Here is a 16,778-nt window from a genome sequence, read left to right on the forward strand (position 1 = left end):
CGCCACGACGTCGGCGAACCTGAGCGAGCGCCCCGCCTGCGTAGAATGGTCGGCAGTCCTAGAACATGCGCGACGAGGAGCACACGTGTCCGGTCACTCCAAATGGGCCACCACCAAGCACAAGAAGGCGGTCATCGACGCCAAGCGCGGCAAGCTCTTTGCCAAGCTGATCAAGAACATCGAGGTGGCGGCGCGCACCGGTGGCGGTGACCCCGCGGGCAACCCGACGCTGTTCGACGCCATCCAGAAGGCGAAGAAGTCGTCGGTCCCCAACGACAACATCGATCGCGCGGTCAAGCGCGGCTCCGGCGACGAGGCCGGTGGCGCGCAGTACGAGACGATCATGTACGAGGGCTACGGGCCCAACGGCGTCGCGATGCTGATCGAGTGCCTCACCGACAACCGCAACCGTGCCGCCATGGAGGTGCGCACGGCGCTCACCCGCAACAACGGCACGCTCGCCGACCCTGGCTCCGTCGCATACCTGTTCTCCCGCAAGGGCCAGGTCATCGTCCCGGCCGACGGCACGGACGAGGACGCGCTCATGGAGGCGACCCTCGAGGTCGGCGCCGAGGAGATCGAGAACGCGGGGGAGGTCTTCGAGATCACCTCGGAGGCCACGGACGTGGTCGCGGTCCGCACCGCGCTCCAGGAGGCGGGTATCGACTACGACTCCGCCGAGGCCGTCTGGACCCCCTCCATGAAGGTCGAGCTCGATGTGGACGGCGCCCGCAAGATGCTGCGCCTCATCGACGCCCTTGAGGACTGCGACGATGTCCAGAACGTCTACGCCAACATGGACGCCTCGGACGAGGTGCTCGAGGCCGCCGCCGCAGAGTAGGCCACCTGCCATGCGCGTCCTGGGGGTCGACCCTGGCCTCACGCGATGCGGCCTGGGAGTCGTCGACGCCCAGGCCGCGAGACGCATCACGCTCGTGGACGTCGGCGTCGCACGCTCGCACCCCGAGGACGCCGTGCCTCGGCGGCTCGCCGCCATCGCGGACGTGCTCGAGCGCATGCTCGACGAGCATGAGCCTGAGGCCGTCGCGTTGGAGCGAGTGTTCGCACAGCACAACGTGAGCACCGTGATGGGCACCGCCCAGATCTCAGGGGTCGTCATGCTCGCCGCGGAGCGCCGCGGTCTTCCCGTGCACCTCTACACCCCGTCCGAGGTCAAGGCGGCGGTGACCGGCTCCGGCACCGCCGGCAAGCAGCAGGTCGGTGCCATGGTGACGCGCCTGCTCGGGCTCGCGGAGATGCCCAAGCCTGCCGACGCGGCGGACGCGCTGGCGATCGCGATCGCCCATGCGTGGCGAGGCGGCGCCGCGCCCGCGGCCTCGAAGGCGAGCACGGATGCGCAGCGTCGATGGGCCGAGGCTGAGCGCGCGGCGCGTCGGCGAGGCTAGGCCTCGGTGATCCCGTAGCCTCATTCGTACACACGTTCGAAAGGAGCGCCGGTGATCGCGCAGCTCACGGGGACGGTCGCGCATGTGGGCGCGTCCGCGCTCATCATCGACGTCGGCGGCGTCGGGTACCGCGTCCTGTCCACGCCTGCGGCGCTCTCCGAGCTCCGCACGGGGATGCACGCCGTGCTGCACACGCACCTCGTGGTACGCGAGGACTCCTTGACGATCTTCGGATTCGCGACCGCTTCTGAACGCGACACCTTCGAGGCGCTCCAGGCGGTGCAGGGCGTCGGGCCCAAGATGGCGCTCGCCATGCTCGCGGTGCACTCCCCGGAGTCGCTCGTCGCCTCCGTGCAGGCGGGGGACCAGAAGGCGCTCACCAAGGTCCCAGGCATCGGGCCCAAGGTGGCCGCCAGGCTTCTGCTCGAGCTCGGTGGCAGGCTCGTCATGCCTGAGGATGGCGCTCCCGCGGCCAGCGCGGACGCGAGCGGACAGGTCGTGGAGGCGCTCGTCGGCCTGGGCTACAACCTGAAGGCGGCCGAGAGGGCCGTCGAGGCGGTCTCGGACGGTCCCGTCGTGGAGACCGCGGTTGCCGACACCCTGCGCGCGGCGCTGAAGACCCTGGGAGGCTCGCGTGGCTGACGAGCTCGACGATCTCGCGCGCGTGGTCAGCGCAGAGGCGGACGCGATCGAGCGGTCTTCCGAGGCGGCGTTGCGCCCCCGGAACCTCGACGAGTTCGTGGGCCAGCGGGTCGTGCGCGAGCAGCTGTCGCTCGTGCTGCGGGCAGCGACCGGACGTGGAGGCACGTCCGACCACGTGCTGCTGTCCGGCCCTCCAGGGCTCGGCAAGACGACCCTGGCGATGATCATCGCGCAGGAGATGGGCTCGACGCTCCGCGTGACCTCGGGGCCGGCGATCGCCCACGCGGGAGACCTCGCCGCGATCCTCAGCTCGCTCGATGAGGGCGATGTCCTCTTCATCGATGAGATCCATCGTCTTGCGCGCCCTGCAGAGGAGATGCTCTACCTGGCGATGGAGGACTTCCGGGTCGACGTCGTGGTGGGCAAGGGTCCCGGCGCCACGTCGATCCCGCTCACGCTCCCGCCGTTCACCGCGGTGGGCGCCACCACGCGAGCGGGGCTCCTGCCCGCGCCGCTACGCGACAGGTTCGGCTTCACCGGTCACCTCGACTTCTACGAGCCTGACGAGCTGAAGGCGATCCTGGTCCGCTCGGCGGGCATGCTCGACCTCTCGATCTCCCACGACGCGGCAGCCGAGATCGCGTCGCGCTCGCGCGGCACGCCGCGCATCGCGAACCGCCTGCTGCGTCGTGTGCGCGACTGGGCGCAGGTGCACGGGGACGGTCGGGGCACCCTCGCCGCAGCCCAGGCGGCGCTCGAGGTGTACGAGGTGGACGAGAAGGGGCTCGACCGGCTCGACCGCGCCGTGCTCGGTGCGCTGTGCACGCGGTTCGGCGGCGGTCCTGTGGGCCTGACGACGCTCGCGGTCGCCGTGGGCGAGGAGCCTGAGACCGTGGAGACGGTCGCCGAGCCGTTCCTCGTGAGGGAGGGGCTCATGAGCCGGAGCCCCCGCGGTCGGGTCGCGACGGCGCTTGCCTGGGAGCATCTGGGGATCGCCCCGCCCGACCGTCCGACCGAGGCCTCGGGCGGTTCGCGACTCTTCGACTGAGCGAGGGTTTTCGACTCTGAGCATTCTCAGGGCTAGACTTCCCTGGGCCCAGAGATGGGCGGAACAATCGTGAGGAATCCTGTGTCAACTGCAGTGAAGGCCGCGCGTCGCGCGCTCATCTGGCTGGGCATCATCCTTGTGGCGGGCTATGGCGCCCTTGCCGCGGGTGTGCTCACCAATCAGACGACCCTTGCCCCAGGGCTCGCCCTCGACCTCGCGGGAGGCGTCCAGCTGACGCTCCAGGCGACGACGACGGACGGCTCCGAGGTCACCGAGGACGACCTCGAGCAGGCGGTGGAGATCATCCGCAAGCGCGTGGACGCCTCGGGTGTCGCGGAGGCGGAGATCTCCACGCAGGGCTCGAGCGTCATCGTCGTCTCGCTCCCTGGCGACCCGTCCGACGAGACGATCGACCTGGTGCGTCAGAGCGCCCAGCTGCAGTTCCGCCCGGTCCTCGAGATCAACAACCCCGGCCCGATCGCGACGACGGACACCACCACCGACCCGACCGCCGAGCCCTCGGCGAGCGCCGACCCCGGTGTCAGCGCGTCCGCCAGCCCTTCCGCCTCCGCCGATGCTGCGGCAGAGGACGCAAGCGCGGCCGAGTCCGCGAACGCCGCGAGCCCGTCGGCCAGCGCCTCGGCATCTGCGTCGGCCGAGCCCGACACGACGACCGACCCCGCCACGAGCGACGACCCGGCGGCGGGCACTGCCTCGGACCTGTCGTGGATCACAGACGACCTGCGCGCGCAGGCAGACGCTCTCAACTGCGTCGACCCCGCCAACTACCTGGGCGGCGTCGCCCTGGGCGACCCCGACACGGGCCACGCCGCGTGCGCCTTCGACGGCACCCTGAAGTTCCTGCTCGGTCCTGTGGAGCTCACCGGCTCCGAGGTCGACAGCGCCACCTCCGGCCCTGAGTTCAACTCGACCGGCGGCCTCACCGGTCGCTACGAGGTCGTCATCAACTTCACGTCCACGGGCGCGGACGTGTTCGACGAGATCTCGCAGCGCCTGATCCAGCTGCCGAGCCCGCAGAACCAGTTCGCGATCATGCTCGACGGCGTGGTCATCTCCTATCCGGTGATGCAGAGCCGCATCTCCGACGGCACCGCCTCGATCACCGGCGACTTCACGCAGGCCGAGGCCCAGCAGCTCGCGAACCAGCTCCAGTTCGGAGCGCTGCCGCTGCAGCTCGAGCTCCAGTCGCAGGACGTGGTCCCTGCCACGCTCGGCCAGGACCAGCTTCAGGCCGGTCTCATCGCGGGTCTCATCGGTCTGATCCTGGTGGTCATCTACTCCGTGTTCCAGTACCGCGTGCTGGGGCTCGTGACCGTCGGCTCGCTGTTCCTCGCGGGCATCATGACGTTCCTCGCGATCGACCTGCTCTACTGGATGATCGGCTACCGCCTGTCCCTGGCAGGTGTGGCGGGACTGATCGTCGCGATCGGTGTGACAGCGGACTCGTTCATCGTGTACTTCGAGCGTGTCCGAGATGAGCTGCGCGAGGGCAAGTCGTTGCAGGCGGCCATCGACCGCGGTTGGAAGCGCGCCAAGCGCACCATCCTCGCCTCAGACGCGATCAACATCCTCGCCGCCGTGGTGCTCTACCTGCTCGCGGTCGGCTCGGTCCGAGGCTTCGCCTTCACGCTCGGCCTCACCACGGTGATCGACATCATCATCGTCTTCCTGTTCACGCACCCGATCCTCGTGCTGCTGTCCCGCACGAAGTTCTTCGGCGAGGGGCACCCGTGGTCGGGACTCGACCCGCGTCAGCTCGGCCGTGACACCCTGTACAAGGGCCGTGGCCGCGTGGCCACCCCCAAGACCCAGACGCTCGCGGAACGCAAGGCAGCTGCGGCGAAGGGGGAGGAGAACTGATGGCCGGCAACCTGGCACAGTGGGGCAACGCCCTCCACTCCGGCGAGAAGATCTACCCGATCGTCCGCCAGCGCAAGCGTTGGTTCGCGATCTCGGGCGGGCTCATGGCCCTGTCGATCGCGTCGCTGCTGATCTTCGGCTTCAACCTGGGCATCGACTTCACGGGCGGCAGCAAGTTCCTCGTGACGACCGACTCCGAGGACGTGTCGATCGCGCAGGAGATCGGTGACGAGTTCGCGGGCGACTCCGAGGCTCTGGCCACCACGCTCGGCACGGACCGAATCCAGCTGCAGATGGGCGCTGTCGAGATCGAGACCGCGCGCGAGATCACGACCGCGCTGGCCGATGGCTACGGCGTCGCCGAGGCGGACGTGGCCTCGACGCAGATCGGCCCCACGTGGGGTGCCGAGGTGGGTCGCGCCGCGCTGCAGGGACTCATCGTCTTCATGGTGCTCGTGTCGATCGTGATGACGCTGTACTTCCGGGCGTGGCGCATGGCCGCGGCAGGACTGGTCGCGCTTCTCCACGACCTGGTGTTCACCGTCGGCATCTACGCGCTGATCGGCTTCGAGGTCACCCCGGGCTCCGTGATCGGCTTCCTGACCATCCTCGGCTACTCGCTGTACGACACGGTCGTGGTCTTCGACAAGGTGCGCGAGAACACGAAGGACGTGTTCACGCAGAACCGCTTCACCTATGGCGAGCTCGCGAACCTCGCGCTGAACCAGACCCTCGTGCGATCGATCAACACCTCGGTGGTGGCGCTCCTTCCTGTGGCGTCGATCCTCTTCATCGGGTCGTACGTGCTCGGAGCGGGAACGCTGCGGGACATCTCGCTCGCACTCTTCATCGGTATGGCGGTCGGTACCTACTCGTCGATCTTCGTGGCGACGCCCCTCGAGGTGCAGCTGCGCAAGAACGAGGAGAAGATCGCGGCTCACACCGAGAAGGTGCTCGCGCTGCGCGAGTCGGGCGAGGCCGATGTCCTCGTCGGCGAGGATGGCGAGATCCGCGTCGGAGCGCTTCAGCCCGGCGAGCACCTCGGCACGTCGGCGCAGCCCAAGCGCAAGCGGCGCAAGTAGACTGAGGGTCTGCCAGGGAAGGAGGGCTGCGTGACTGAGGCACGTTCCTCCACCGCGTCCGTCGGACCCCTGGGCTTCCTGCGCCGCGGTCAGCGCGAGCCGACCGCGATCGACGGGGTGCTCGACACCTTCAGGTCGCACTACCCGCGCGAGCGCGTCGCCGTCATCGAGCGCGCCTACTCGGTCGCCGAGGAGGCTCACCGGGGCCAGAAGCGCAAGAGCGGCGAGCCGTACATCACGCACCCGATCGCCGTCGCGCAGATCGTGGCCGACCTCGGGCTGCCGGCCTCGGTCATCGCCGCGGCGCTGCTGCACGATGTGGTCGAGGACACCGACTATCCGCTCGAGCGGATGGAGCAGGAGTTCGGCGCCGAGATCTCCATGATCGTGGACGGCGTCACCAAGCTGGACAAGGTCAAGTACGGCGACGCCGCGCAGGCGGAGACCGTCCGCAAGATGGTCGTCGCGATGGCGAAGGACATCCGCGTCCTGCTGCTCAAGCTGTGCGACCGCCTGCACAACGCGCGCACGTGGGAGTTCGTGAGCCCCGAGTCGGCGCGCAAGAAGGCGCAGGAGACGCTCGAGATCTACGCGCCCCTCGCGCACCGCATGGGCCTCAACGCCATCAAGTGGGAGCTCGAGGACCTGTCCTTCCGGACGCTCTATCCGAAGATCTATCAGGAGATCGTCGAGGTCGTGGCGGAGCGCGCACCGGAGCGCGAGAAGTACCTGGCGCAGGTGCGCGAGGAGATCGCGGCGGACCTGCGGGAGATGCGCATCAAGGCGACCATCACGGGACGCCCCAAGCACTACTACTCCGTCTACCAGAAGATGATCGTCCGAGGCCGCGACCTCAACGACATCTACGACCTGGTGGGCGTGAGGATCCTCGTCGAGACCGTGCGCGACTGCTACGCCGTGCTCGGCGCGATGCACGCCCGCTATCAGCCGGTGCCGGGCCGCTTCAAGGACTACATCGCGACGCCCAAGTTCAACCTGTACCAGTCGTTGCACACCACCGTGATCGGGCCGTCGGGAAAGCCCGTGGAGCTGCAGATCCGCACTCAGGACATGCACCGCCGTGCAGAGTACGGTCTTGCAGCGCACTGGCGATACAAGGAGAACGGGCGCACCGGGCAGGAGTCCACGGGTTCCACGGGGGACATGGGCTGGCTTCGCCAGATCGCCGACTGGCAGCAGGAGACGGCCGATCCGAGCGAGTTCCTGGATTCGCTGCGCGGGGAGATCTCACGTGCCGAGGTGTACGTGTTCACGCCGCGCGGCCGCCTGCTGTCGCTCCCTCAGGGGGCGACGCCCGTGGACTTCGCCTATGCGGTGCACACCGAGGTGGGGCACAAGACGATCGGCGCCAAGGTCAACGGACGCCTGGTGCCGTTGGACTCGACGCTCGACAACGGCGACACCGTCGAGGTGCTGACGACCTCCGACGAGAACGCCCACCCGCGCCGCGACTGGCTCGACTTCGTCCAGTCGACCCGCGCGCGCAACAAGATCCGTCAGTGGTTCACGCGCGAGCGGCGCGAGGAGTCGGTCGAGACGGGCCGTGACATGCTCGCGCGAGCGATCCGCCGCCAGCACCTCCCGATGCAGAGGCTGATGTCCCGCTCGACCCTCCTGGCGCTCGCCAAGGAGATGCACTACGACGACGTCGACGCGCTCTACGCGGCGATCGGCGAGCACAAGGAGCAGCCCGCAGACGTCGTCGCGCGCATGGTCGAGGCCGTGGGCGGCGAGGAGGGGGCCGACGAGGACCTCACCGAGATCACGCGTCCCGGCACCAAGCAGAAGACGCGCAGGGGAGACCCCGGTGTCTCGGTGCATGGGCTCGCGGACGTGGTGGTCAAGCTCGCGAAGTGCTGCACCCCGGTGCCTGGAGACGCGATCCAGGGCTTCGTCACCAGGGGACAGGGCGTGAGCGTGCACCGCGCGGACTGCGACAACTTCTCGGGTCTCAGGGAGCAGCAGCCCGAACGTCTGATCGACGTGCAGTGGACGGGCCAGCACGAGGCCACATACATGGTGCAGATCGAGGTGGAGGCGCTCGACCGCAATCGGCTCCTCTCCGACGTGGTCCAGGTCCTGTCCGACCATCACGTCAACATCCTGGGTGCGCACGTGTCGACGTCCAAGGACCGTGTCGCGCTCAACACCTTCACGTTCGAGATGGCGGACCCTTCGCACCTCGGCGCCGTGCTTGGCGCGGTGCGCCGCATCGAGGGCGTGTACGACGCCCGCCGCATCACGGGCGCACGGCGCCACTGACCGCGGGCGGTCGCGGCTAGGCCGCGCGAGGGACGGCCTCAGCGCTGGGAGCCCGCCAGCACTTCTCGATCGCGTTCCACGCAGACTGCGCTCGACGGCGGCTGCGATCAGGGGGCGTCTCAGCAAGCGCGATGCTCACGTCGCTGGGATCGATCGCTCCGCTGCGCATCCCTGTCCACACTGCCGAGATCGCCTTCTCGAGGGGCCCCCACCGCAGCGCGTCGACGGCGCAACGGCTCGCGTGGGCGCACCGCACGTGGCTGATGTCCCGCACCGGTCGAGGTCCCGGATCGCCGGCGTGGATGCGGATCCTGGAGCGCACCTGCATCCGTCGGGGCGCGCGGTGGGTGCCGGTGCGCCGAAGCACGTCCAGGGTGCTCGGGTACCCCGCCAGCCCATCCAGCCACAGACCGGCGAGGCCGGTGACCACCGCTCCTTGCGGGACGAGCGGGGACAGCGCCAAGGCGCGAAGGCCCTGCGTGGCCGGTACATCGAGCGGCGCGGCCACGACCGGGGTGAGCGGCACGAGCACGCCCTCGCGGACCGCGCGTGAGTAGCCGGGGGTGCCAATGTCGTCGGGGCTCACGAGGATCATGCTGCGAGGATGCCAGCGGCGCGCGCGAGCGTGGGCGCGAAGCGTGCCTTCTGGGGACAGAGAAGCCGGCGCCCCCGGATGAGGACGCCGGCTTCCCGGTGCGGTGCGTCGCTTCTCTAGCGCTGCACCTGCTCGATCTGCTTGAGCCAGGCCTTGCGGGCGGCGAGCGCCTCCTCGGCCTGCTTGATGGTGCGCTTGTCGCCGGCGGCCTTCGCCTTCTCGAGGTCGGCCTCGAGGTCGGCGATCGCGGCGTGGAGCTGTGCGGCAGCGCCGGAGACACGCGCCTCGAGCTCGGGGTTCGAGGAGTTCCACTCGGCGTCCTCGGCATCGCGGACCGCCTTCTCGACGGCGCCGATGCGCTTGGCGAGCCTGGCGGCGTCGCCTCGCGGCACCCGTCCCGCGGCCTCGAAGCGGTCCTGGAGGGAACGCAGCGCGCGCTTGGCCGAGCGGAGGTCGGTGATCGGCAGCAGAGCCTCCGCCTCGACCACGATGGCCTCCTTCGCCTCGACGTTGCCCGACAGGGCCTCGTCCTCAGCGTCCGCGGCGGCCCGGCGCGCCTCGAAGAACGCGTCCTGCGCGGTCTGGAAGCGACGCCACAGCGCGTCGTCGACGCTTCGGCGTCCGCGCCCGGCCTGACGCCAGTCGTTCATGAGATCGCGGAAGGCGCGTGCGGTGTAGTCCCAGTCCGTGGAGGTCTGCAGGGTCTCCGCGCGGGCGACGAGCTCCTCCTTGCGCTCCGCGACGGCAGCGTTGTCGCGGTCGAGCTGCGCGAAGTGGTGCTTGCGCGCCTTCTCGAACGAGGAGCGGGCGTGGGTGAAGCGGCGCCACAGCGCACGCTCGGCCTCCTTGGGGACGCGTGCGCCGGAGCGCTGCGCCTCCTTCCAGCTGTCGAGGAGTGCGCGGAGCGTCTCCGTGTCGTTCTTCCAGTGGACCTGGTTCTCGGGCTTGGCGGCCAGCGCCTCCGCCTGGAGCACGATCTCCTCGCGGGCGGCGAGCGCAGCCTCACGGGCGACGCGGCGCTCCTCCTGGATGCGTGCGCGAGCCTCGGTCGCCTCGGCCTCGACCTCGGCCCACCGCGTGCGCAGGGCGGCGACGTCTCCGACCACCGCGGGGGTCGCGAGCGACTCCTTGTTCGAGGCGAGCGCGTCGTCGATGTCCTTGACCGAGAGCTCGGCGGAGCTCAGCCGAGCGTGGAAGCGCTCGATCGAGGCCTTGAGCTCGTAGTAGGCCTCGGCGTAGGGCTTCAGGGGGTCGTCGCCAGCGGCGGGGCCGACCGTGAGCTTCTCGTCGCCGATCGCGACGGTCACCTGGTCGCCGTCGACCGCGCCGAAGGCCTCGGCCTCGGCGAGCATCTCGGGGGTCACCTCGTCGACCACCGGCACCTTGACCGGGTGCGTCGTGTGCGCCGCCACGACCGCGGGGGTCGCGGGAGCGAACGAGCCAGGCTTGGGAGCACGGGGCTTCGGCGCCTTCGGCTTGGACGCGCGCGGCTTGGGCTGCGCAGCGGGCGTTGGCGCGGCAGCCTCCTCCTCTCCAGGGGCGTCCTCGACGGGCGCGGCCGCGTCAGCGGCTGCGCTCTCCTCCGTAGCGGCGGCGGGCTCAGCCTCGGTGGGCTGAGCCGTCTCCTCTGCGGGCGGGAGCGGCTGCTCGGCCTCGCCGGTGGTGGGTGTGGCGTCGATGTCGGTGGGGCGATCGGCGGAAGTCATGAAACGGATACCTCGTTCACGATGACGGACAGTGCCGGTCGACCATCGGCTTCCCCGGTGATCGTGCCGGCTTCGGCAACGGAGTCCACAATACCCAGGCCTTCGACCACTCGGCCGAACACGCTGTATCCGCCGGCCTCATCGGAGGGGATCTGAGAGTCCTCGTAGACGATGAAGAACTGGCTGCCCATGGAGTTCGCCGCTGCCTCAGCGACCACCGCGCTGGCGGACACCCGCGCCATCGCGAGCGTTCCTGCGGGGTACTGATCGTCGCTGGGGGCGTTCTCGATCGGCCCGAAGCGATACGACGGACCGCCTTGACCGGTGCCGAGCGGGTCGCCGCACTGCAGCACGTAGATGCCGGACGTGGTGAGCCGGTGGCATTCGCTGCTGTCGAAGTAGTCGTCGCCTGCGAGCGCCAGGAACGAGGACACAGCCTGCGGCGCGGCTTCGCCATCCAGCTCGAGGACGATGTCGCCCTGGTTCGTCTCCAGCGTCACCGTCCACATGCGGTTCTCCGCGAGGCTGCTCGGAGGTGGGGTGGACGACGCCCCCCACCCCTCCTCGGTGACGATCGGGTCGTTGGTGGACGTCGCGACCGGATCGGGCGTGGCGGTGGTCTGCACGGTCGGCGAGGCGTCGGAGGATGCCGTCAGCGCGGGGTCGGGCGACTCCTGTCCTGCCCAGAGCCAGACGCCGTAGCCGACGAGGGCGACGAGGGCGACGCCTGCCGCTCCGGCGGTCAGCTGCCAGCGGCGTCGGCTGCGCTGCTGCGCCTCCTGCTCCTGGCGGATCTGCTCCTCGCGCGCCTTGCGCTCCTTGGACGCGTTCCTGTGCCTGCTGCTCACCTGTGCTCCTCCTGGCTTGGGGCGTCGTCAGTGTAGGCCCGGCTCCGATGGAACAATGGGCGCCATGGCTCGTGTGCGACCCCTCTCCGGCTTCCCTGAACTGACCCCTCGTGACCGTGTGGTCGAGGCGCATGTGCTCTCGACGCTGCGTGAGGTGTTCGCGTTGCACGGGTATGGGGAGATCGAGACGCGTGCGGTCGAGCCGATCGACAGGCTTGCGGGCGATTCCGAGGCGTCCAAGGAGATCTACGTGCTCCAGCGCCTGAACGCCGAGGGCGACGCGGAGGCGAAGCTGGGTCTTCACTTCGACCTGACCGTGCCCTTCGCGCGGTACGTCGAGGAGAACCAGGGCGCCCTGCAGTTCCCGTTCCGCCGGTGGCAGATCCAGAAGGTGTGGCGCGGCGAGCGGCCGCAGGAGGGTCGCTTCCGCGAGTTCTACCAGGCGGACATCGACATCGTGGCCCGCGAGACGCTTCCGGAGCACCTCGAGTCCGAGGTGGCGATCGTGATGGCGCGTGCCCTCGGCAGGCTGCCGATCCCGTCGGTGACGATGCACGTGAACAACCGGGCGCTCGTCGAGGGCTTCTACCGCGGCGTCGGCATCGACGACGTGGCGGGCGCGCTGCGCAGCGTGGACAAGCTGGACAAGATCGGCCCCGACGGGGTGCGCGCGGAGCTGGCGGAGCAGGGAGTCTCCGAGACCGCGGCCGACGCGGCGCTCGAGCTGGCTCGGATCTCCTCGCCTGACGCGTCGTTCGCGGCTGCGGTCGAGGATCTGTGGGAGACCACGACGAAGGTGGAGGACCCCTCGGACGCGCAGGAGCAGCTCGCGCGAGGCATCGCCTCGCTGACGGCGCTCGTCGAGTCGGTGAACGCGGCGGTGCCCGGCACCGCGGTCGCGGATCTCAGGATCGCGCGCGGACTCGACTATTACACGGGCTCGGTCTACGAGACGTTCATGGACGGCCACGAGGGCTTCGGCTCGATCTGCTCGGGCGGTCGGTACGACTCGCTCGTGGCAGGCGGCGGTTTCCCCGGCGTGGGCATGTCGATCGGCGTGAGCCGTCTCGTGGCGCTGCTGCTGTCGGCCGGGCTCGTGTCGGCCACCCGAGGCGTGCCGTCGGCCGTCCTTGTCGCCGTCACCGACGAGGAGACCCGTGCTGCGTCCCAGGGGATCGCGGACAGGCTCCGCGACCGCGGCATCCCGTGCGAGGTGGCTCCGTCGGCCGCGAAGTTCGGGAAGCAGATCCAGCACGCGGACAAGCGAGGGATCCCCTTCGTGTGGTTCCCCGCGCCGGACGGCGACGGTCAGGTGAAGGACATCCGCACCGGAGACCAGGTGGACGCTGACGCCGACACCTGGGAGCCCCCGGCCGCTGACAGGTGGCCCGGCGTGTCCGCAGCCGACCCCGCGTAGGGCGGGCCGAGAGGCCCGTCGGCGCACACCGTCACGCCGCTAGACTGATATCCGCTCGACAGAGCACCGCTCGACAATGAGCGCCCTGACCGGGCGCGAACGAAAGGCAGACCTTGCTCCGTACGCATCTCGCAGGAAACCTCCGTGCCGCCGACGCTGGCACGACCGTCACCCTCGCCGGCTGGGTGGGGCGTCGTCGTGATCACGGCGGCGTGGCGTTCATCGACCTGCGTGATGCCTCGGGCTTCGCCCAGGTGGTCATCCACGAGGAGATCGCCCACGCGCTCCGCACCGAGTACGTGGTGCAGGTGACCGGCGAGGTGCGCATGCGCCCCGAGGGCTCGGCGAACCCGAACCTGCCGTCGGGCGAGATCGAGGTGGCGGTCTCCGAGGTCGTCATCCTGAACGAGTCGGCTCCCACGCCCTTCCCGATCGACGAGCACGTGAACGTCGGCGAGGAGGCGCGCCTCAAGCACCGCTACCTGGACCTGCGCCGTCCGCAGCAGCGCGCCAACATCGTGCTGCGCTCCAAGGTGAACCAGGCGGCGCGCCGCGTGCTCGAGCGTCACGACTTCCTTGAGATCGAGACCCCGACCCTGACGCGGTCGACGCCTGAGGGCGCCCGCGACTTCCTGGTGCCCGCGCGGCTCGCGCCCGGCTCCTGGTACGCGCTCCCGCAGTCGCCGCAGCTCTTCAAGCAGCTGCTGATGGTCTCCGGCATGGAGCGCTACTACCAGATCGCGCGCTGCTACCGCGATGAGGACTTCCGTGCGGACCGGCAGCCCGAGTTCACGCAGCTCGACATCGAGATGAGCTTCGTGGACCAGGACGACGTGATCGCGCTGGGCGAGGAGCTCGTCAAGGAGCTGTGGGCGCTCATCGGCTACGAGGTGTCGACGCCGATCCCGCGTCTCACCTACGCCGACGCGATGGCTCGCTTCGGTTCCGACAAGCCCGACCTGCGCTTCGGGCTCGAGCTCACCGAGCTCACCGAGTACTTCAAGGAGACGCCGTTCCGCGTGTTCCAGGCCGAGTACGTGGGCGCCGTCGTCATGCCGGGCGGTGCCTCGCAGCCCCGCAAGACTCTCGACGCGTGGCAGGACTGGGCCAAGCAGCGCGGCGCGAAGGGCCTCGCCTACGTGCTCGTGCAGGAGGACGGGTCGCTGACCGGTCCCGTGGCGAAGAACCTCTCCGAGGCCGAGCTCGCGGGGCTTGCGGAGGCCACCGGAGCCAACCCTGGCGACTGCGTCTTCTTCGCCGCAGGCAAGACCGAGGCGTCGCGTGCGCTGCTGGGCGCCGCGCGCAACGAGATCGCGTCGCGCGTCGGCCTGATCGACGAGGACCGCTTCGAGTTCTGCTGGGTCGTCGATGCTCCGCTGTTCAAGCCCGTCGACGGCGACGATGACGATGTGGCGCTCGGCTCGTCGTCCTGGACCGCCGTCCACCACGCGTTCACGAGCCCCAAGCCCGAGTTCATGGACACGTTCGACACCGACCCGGGCCCGGCCACGGCGTACGCGTACGACATCGTGTGCAACGGCAACGAGATCGGCGGCGGCTCGATCCGTATCCACCGTCAGGACGTGCAGCAGCGCGTCTTCAACGTGATGGGCATCGGCGAGGAGGAGGCGCAGGAGAAGTTCGGCTTCCTGCTCGACGCCTTCAAGTTCGGCGCTCCGCCCCACGGCGGCATCGCGCTCGGCTGGGACCGCGTGACCGCGCTGCTCGCCAAGGCGGACTCGATCCGCGACGTCATCGCGTTCCCCAAGTCAGGCGGCGGCTACGACCCGCTGACCGAGGCGCCTGCTCCCATCACGCCGGAGCAGCGCAAGGAGGCGGGCGTGGACGCCAAGCCCGAGGAGAAGAAGGACGACGCGAAGAACGAGGACGCGAAGGCCTAGCTCTCCGCTTCGGCCGTCACGAGGGCGGGCTCCCGGTCGGGGGTCCGCCCTCGTCGCACGTCTGAGGTGGGCGAGGCGCCAACGCGTGGCATGCGGCCTGCGCGTGAGGCCCACAGCACGCCGCCGATCACGAGCGCCCCGCCGAGGAGCTCTCCAGGACCCGGTCGCTCTCCGAGCGTGAGCCATGCGGTGAGGATGCCCACGACGGGCACGAGCATGGAGAAGGGCGCCACGGTGCCTGCCGGGTGGCGCGCCATGAGCCACACCCAGATGCCGGAGCCGAGCAGGGTGCCGAGCAGGACGGTGTACGCCAGGCCGGCCCAGGCGGGGAGCGCCTCGGTGGTGAACGAGGTCGCCAGCGCATCGGAGATCCGCGCGGGACCCTCGAACACCAGCGACATCGCGAGCATCGGCAGCGGCGGCACGATGCTCATCCACAGGACCAGGTGCAACGGTCGTTCGGCGCGCGCCTGGCGGCTCGCGAGGTTGCCGAAGGCCCAGCCCAGCGCGCCGAGCAGGACGAGCAGGAACGGGGCGACGGCCGCGTCGGCGCCGTAGGACAGGCCGACGAGTGCGAGGCCCGTGGCGGCGACCGCGACGCCGAGTCCGGCGTGCACGCCGATCCTCTCTCGCAACAGCACGGCCCCCAGGACGACCGTGAACGGCGCCGATGCCTGGAGCACGAGCGAGGAGAGGCCGGTGGGGAACCCGAGCGACATGCCGAGGTAGAGGAAGAGGAACTGGAGCGTGCCGAACCCGAGGCCATAGAGCAGGAGCCAGCGCCACGGGACCTGCGGTCGAGGCACGAGCAGCACGGTGGGGACCGCGATCACGGCGAATCGCAGTGCGACGAGCAGGAACGGCGGGAACTGCGCGAGCGAGGCGTGGATGGCGAGGAAGTTGACGCCCCACAGCACGGCGGTGAGGAGGGCGAGCGCGACATGGCGACGAGGCATGGCGTCAGTGTGGGTCGAGGTATCCGTGAAGCACCAGTTCATTGCAGTGAAGGTGATATGTAGGGTGCCTACATGGAAGTGCGTCACCTGGAACTCCTGCGCGAGCTGCGCGACCGCGGCACCCTGGGCGCCGTCGCCGCAGCGACGTTCCGCACGCCGTCGGCACTGTCCCAGCAGCTCCGCACCGCAGAGCGCGAGCTGGGAGTGCGGCTCGTGGAGCCTGCCTCCCGCGGGTTGAGGCTCACGTGGGCGGGCGAGCTGCTCGCCGAGGGCGCAGACGACGTCCTCACCACGCTCGCCGCCCTCCAAGCGCGCCTTGACGCAGGCAGGGGAGAGCCCGCCGGCGTCGTCCGTGTCGGCACGCTTCCCAGCGCGGGCGCCGCATTGCTTCCTGGCGTGATGGCGGCGCTGTCCGACACGCTGATCACGCTCGAGCTCCAGGACTTCGACCTCGCCGAGGCTGACTACGCGGCGCGCACCGCCGACGTCGACCTCGTGATCGGGCACAGCCTGATCGCTGACGTGCCGGTGGGTGCGGAGCGGCTCTTCACGAGAGTGGTCGCGCGGGAGCCGATCGATGTGGTGGTGCCTTCCGGGCACCCACTGGAAGCGCGGCAGTCCGTGACGCCGGGAGACGTTGCGCACGAGCCGTGGATCGTCGTCCCTCGCGGCTACCCCTTCGCGACCATCCATGAGGCGATCGAGGCCGCGACCGGCAGAGCCCTGACGCGTGTCGCCGAGGTGCGCGACAACCGGCTCGTCGAGTCGCTCGTGTTCCGAGGGCTCGGCATCGCGCTGCTCCCGCGCCACTCGACACCGGCCAGCGGGGCGTACACGCTGGTGCCTCTCGACGGCGTGCGAGCCGTGCGCAGCATCGTCGCGATCGCTCGTCCCGACCGCGTGGAGCGGCAGGCCGTCAGGGCGGTGCTCGACCGACTCGTGGAGGAGGGTGCGGCGCTGTCCTGACCGAGGCTGGTGACCGTCTCGGGCCGGTCCGGGGTGTCGGCCCGAGC

The 16,778-nt window shown here is 69.9% G+C and carries 14 protein-coding genes; 10 read left to right on the forward strand and 4 right to left on the reverse strand.

What is annotated here, in order from left to right; genetic code table 11:
- Window positions 1–85 precede the first annotated feature (85 nt).
- The 7 genes from QQX04_RS07155 to QQX04_RS07185 all read left to right on the forward strand — a co-directional run bounded on the left by QQX04_RS07155 (window position 86) and on the right by QQX04_RS07185 (window position 8,342).
- Window positions 86–841, forward strand: a complete 756-nt coding sequence (locus QQX04_RS07155; RefSeq protein WP_301127628.1) for a YebC/PmpR family DNA-binding transcriptional regulator — start codon at window positions 86–88, stop codon at window positions 839–841.
- A 10-nt stretch (window positions 842–851) separates the two neighbouring features.
- Window positions 852–1,406 carry a crossover junction endodeoxyribonuclease RuvC gene (gene ruvC, locus QQX04_RS07160; RefSeq protein WP_301127630.1) on the forward strand — a complete coding sequence of 185 codons (555 nt, stop codon included), beginning with the start codon at window positions 852–854 and terminating at the stop codon, window positions 1,404–1,406.
- Between the two features lie 51 nt (window positions 1,407–1,457).
- The gene (ruvA, locus tag QQX04_RS07165; protein WP_301127631.1) at window positions 1,458–2,048 is read left to right on the forward strand and encodes a Holliday junction branch migration protein RuvA; all 591 of its coding nucleotides are present in this window, start codon (window positions 1,458–1,460) and stop codon (window positions 2,046–2,048) included.
- A complete protein-coding gene (gene ruvB, locus QQX04_RS07170; RefSeq protein ID WP_301127633.1) occupies window positions 2,041–3,096 on the forward strand; it encodes a Holliday junction branch migration DNA helicase RuvB in 1,056 nt (351 codons plus the stop codon). The genes ruvA and ruvB overlap by 8 nt, the downstream gene beginning before the upstream one ends.
- Window positions 3,097–3,177: 81 nt before the next feature.
- The gene (gene secD, locus QQX04_RS07175) at window positions 3,178–4,977 is read left to right on the forward strand and encodes a protein translocase subunit SecD (RefSeq protein WP_301127635.1); all 1,800 of its coding nucleotides are present in this window, start codon (window positions 3,178–3,180) and stop codon (window positions 4,975–4,977) included.
- Window positions 4,977–6,059, forward strand: a complete 1,083-nt coding sequence (secF, locus tag QQX04_RS07180) for a protein translocase subunit SecF (RefSeq protein WP_301127637.1) — start codon at window positions 4,977–4,979, stop codon at window positions 6,057–6,059. Before secD ends, secF begins: the two co-directional genes overlap by 1 nt.
- 30 nt (window positions 6,060–6,089) lie before the next feature.
- Complete coding sequence (locus QQX04_RS07185) at window positions 6,090–8,342, forward strand: RelA/SpoT family protein (RefSeq protein ID WP_436968465.1); 2,253 nt, start codon at window positions 6,090–6,092, stop codon at window positions 8,340–8,342.
- 16 nt (window positions 8,343–8,358) lie between these two features.
- On the opposite strand, the gene QQX04_RS07190 is transcribed toward QQX04_RS07185, so the two are convergent.
- The 3 genes from QQX04_RS07190 to QQX04_RS07200 all read right to left on the reverse strand — a co-directional run bounded on the left by QQX04_RS07190 (window position 8,359) and on the right by QQX04_RS07200 (window position 11,491).
- On the reverse strand, window positions 8,359–8,937 hold the full coding sequence (locus tag QQX04_RS07190) for a hypothetical protein (RefSeq protein ID WP_301127639.1): 579 nt from the start codon (window positions 8,935–8,937) through the stop codon (window positions 8,359–8,361).
- Window positions 8,938–9,053: 116 nt separating this feature from the next.
- Entirely contained in the window at window positions 9,054–10,643 is a 1,590-nt protein-coding gene (locus QQX04_RS07195; RefSeq protein WP_301127641.1) for a DUF349 domain-containing protein, read from the reverse strand.
- Window positions 10,640–11,491, reverse strand: a complete 852-nt coding sequence (locus tag QQX04_RS07200) for a peptidylprolyl isomerase (RefSeq protein WP_301127643.1) — start codon at window positions 11,489–11,491, stop codon at window positions 10,640–10,642. The genes QQX04_RS07195 and QQX04_RS07200 overlap by 4 nt, the downstream gene beginning before the upstream one ends.
- Before the next feature lie 64 nt (window positions 11,492–11,555).
- Here QQX04_RS07200 and hisS point away from each other — a divergent pair, with 64 nt between their 5' ends.
- Together hisS and aspS are read left to right on the forward strand one after the other, a co-directional pair.
- Window positions 11,556–12,908, forward strand: a complete 1,353-nt coding sequence (hisS, locus tag QQX04_RS07205) for a histidine--tRNA ligase (RefSeq protein WP_301127645.1) — start codon at window positions 11,556–11,558, stop codon at window positions 12,906–12,908.
- Window positions 12,909–13,021: 113 nt separating this feature from the next.
- Window positions 13,022–14,809 (forward strand): aspartate--tRNA ligase, encoded by a 1,788-nt coding sequence (gene aspS / locus QQX04_RS07210; RefSeq protein WP_301127647.1) that lies wholly within the window; start codon window positions 13,022–13,024, stop codon window positions 14,807–14,809.
- Here aspS and QQX04_RS07215 read toward each other — a convergent pair.
- On the reverse strand, window positions 14,806–15,765 hold the full coding sequence (locus tag QQX04_RS07215; protein WP_301127649.1) for an EamA family transporter: 960 nt from the start codon (window positions 15,763–15,765) through the stop codon (window positions 14,806–14,808). The genes aspS and QQX04_RS07215 overlap by 4 nt on opposite strands.
- 72 nt (window positions 15,766–15,837) lie before the next feature.
- Between QQX04_RS07215 and QQX04_RS07220 the strand changes: the two genes are divergently transcribed.
- Window positions 15,838–16,731: a LysR family transcriptional regulator gene (locus QQX04_RS07220; RefSeq protein WP_301127651.1), complete on the forward strand. Its 894-nt coding sequence runs from the start codon at window positions 15,838–15,840 to the stop codon at window positions 16,729–16,731.
- Window positions 16,732–16,778 lie beyond the last annotated feature (47 nt).

The organism is Demequina zhanjiangensis, assembly GCF_030418315.1.
GTDB lineage: Bacteria > Actinomycetota > Actinomycetes > Actinomycetales > Demequinaceae > Demequina > Demequina zhanjiangensis.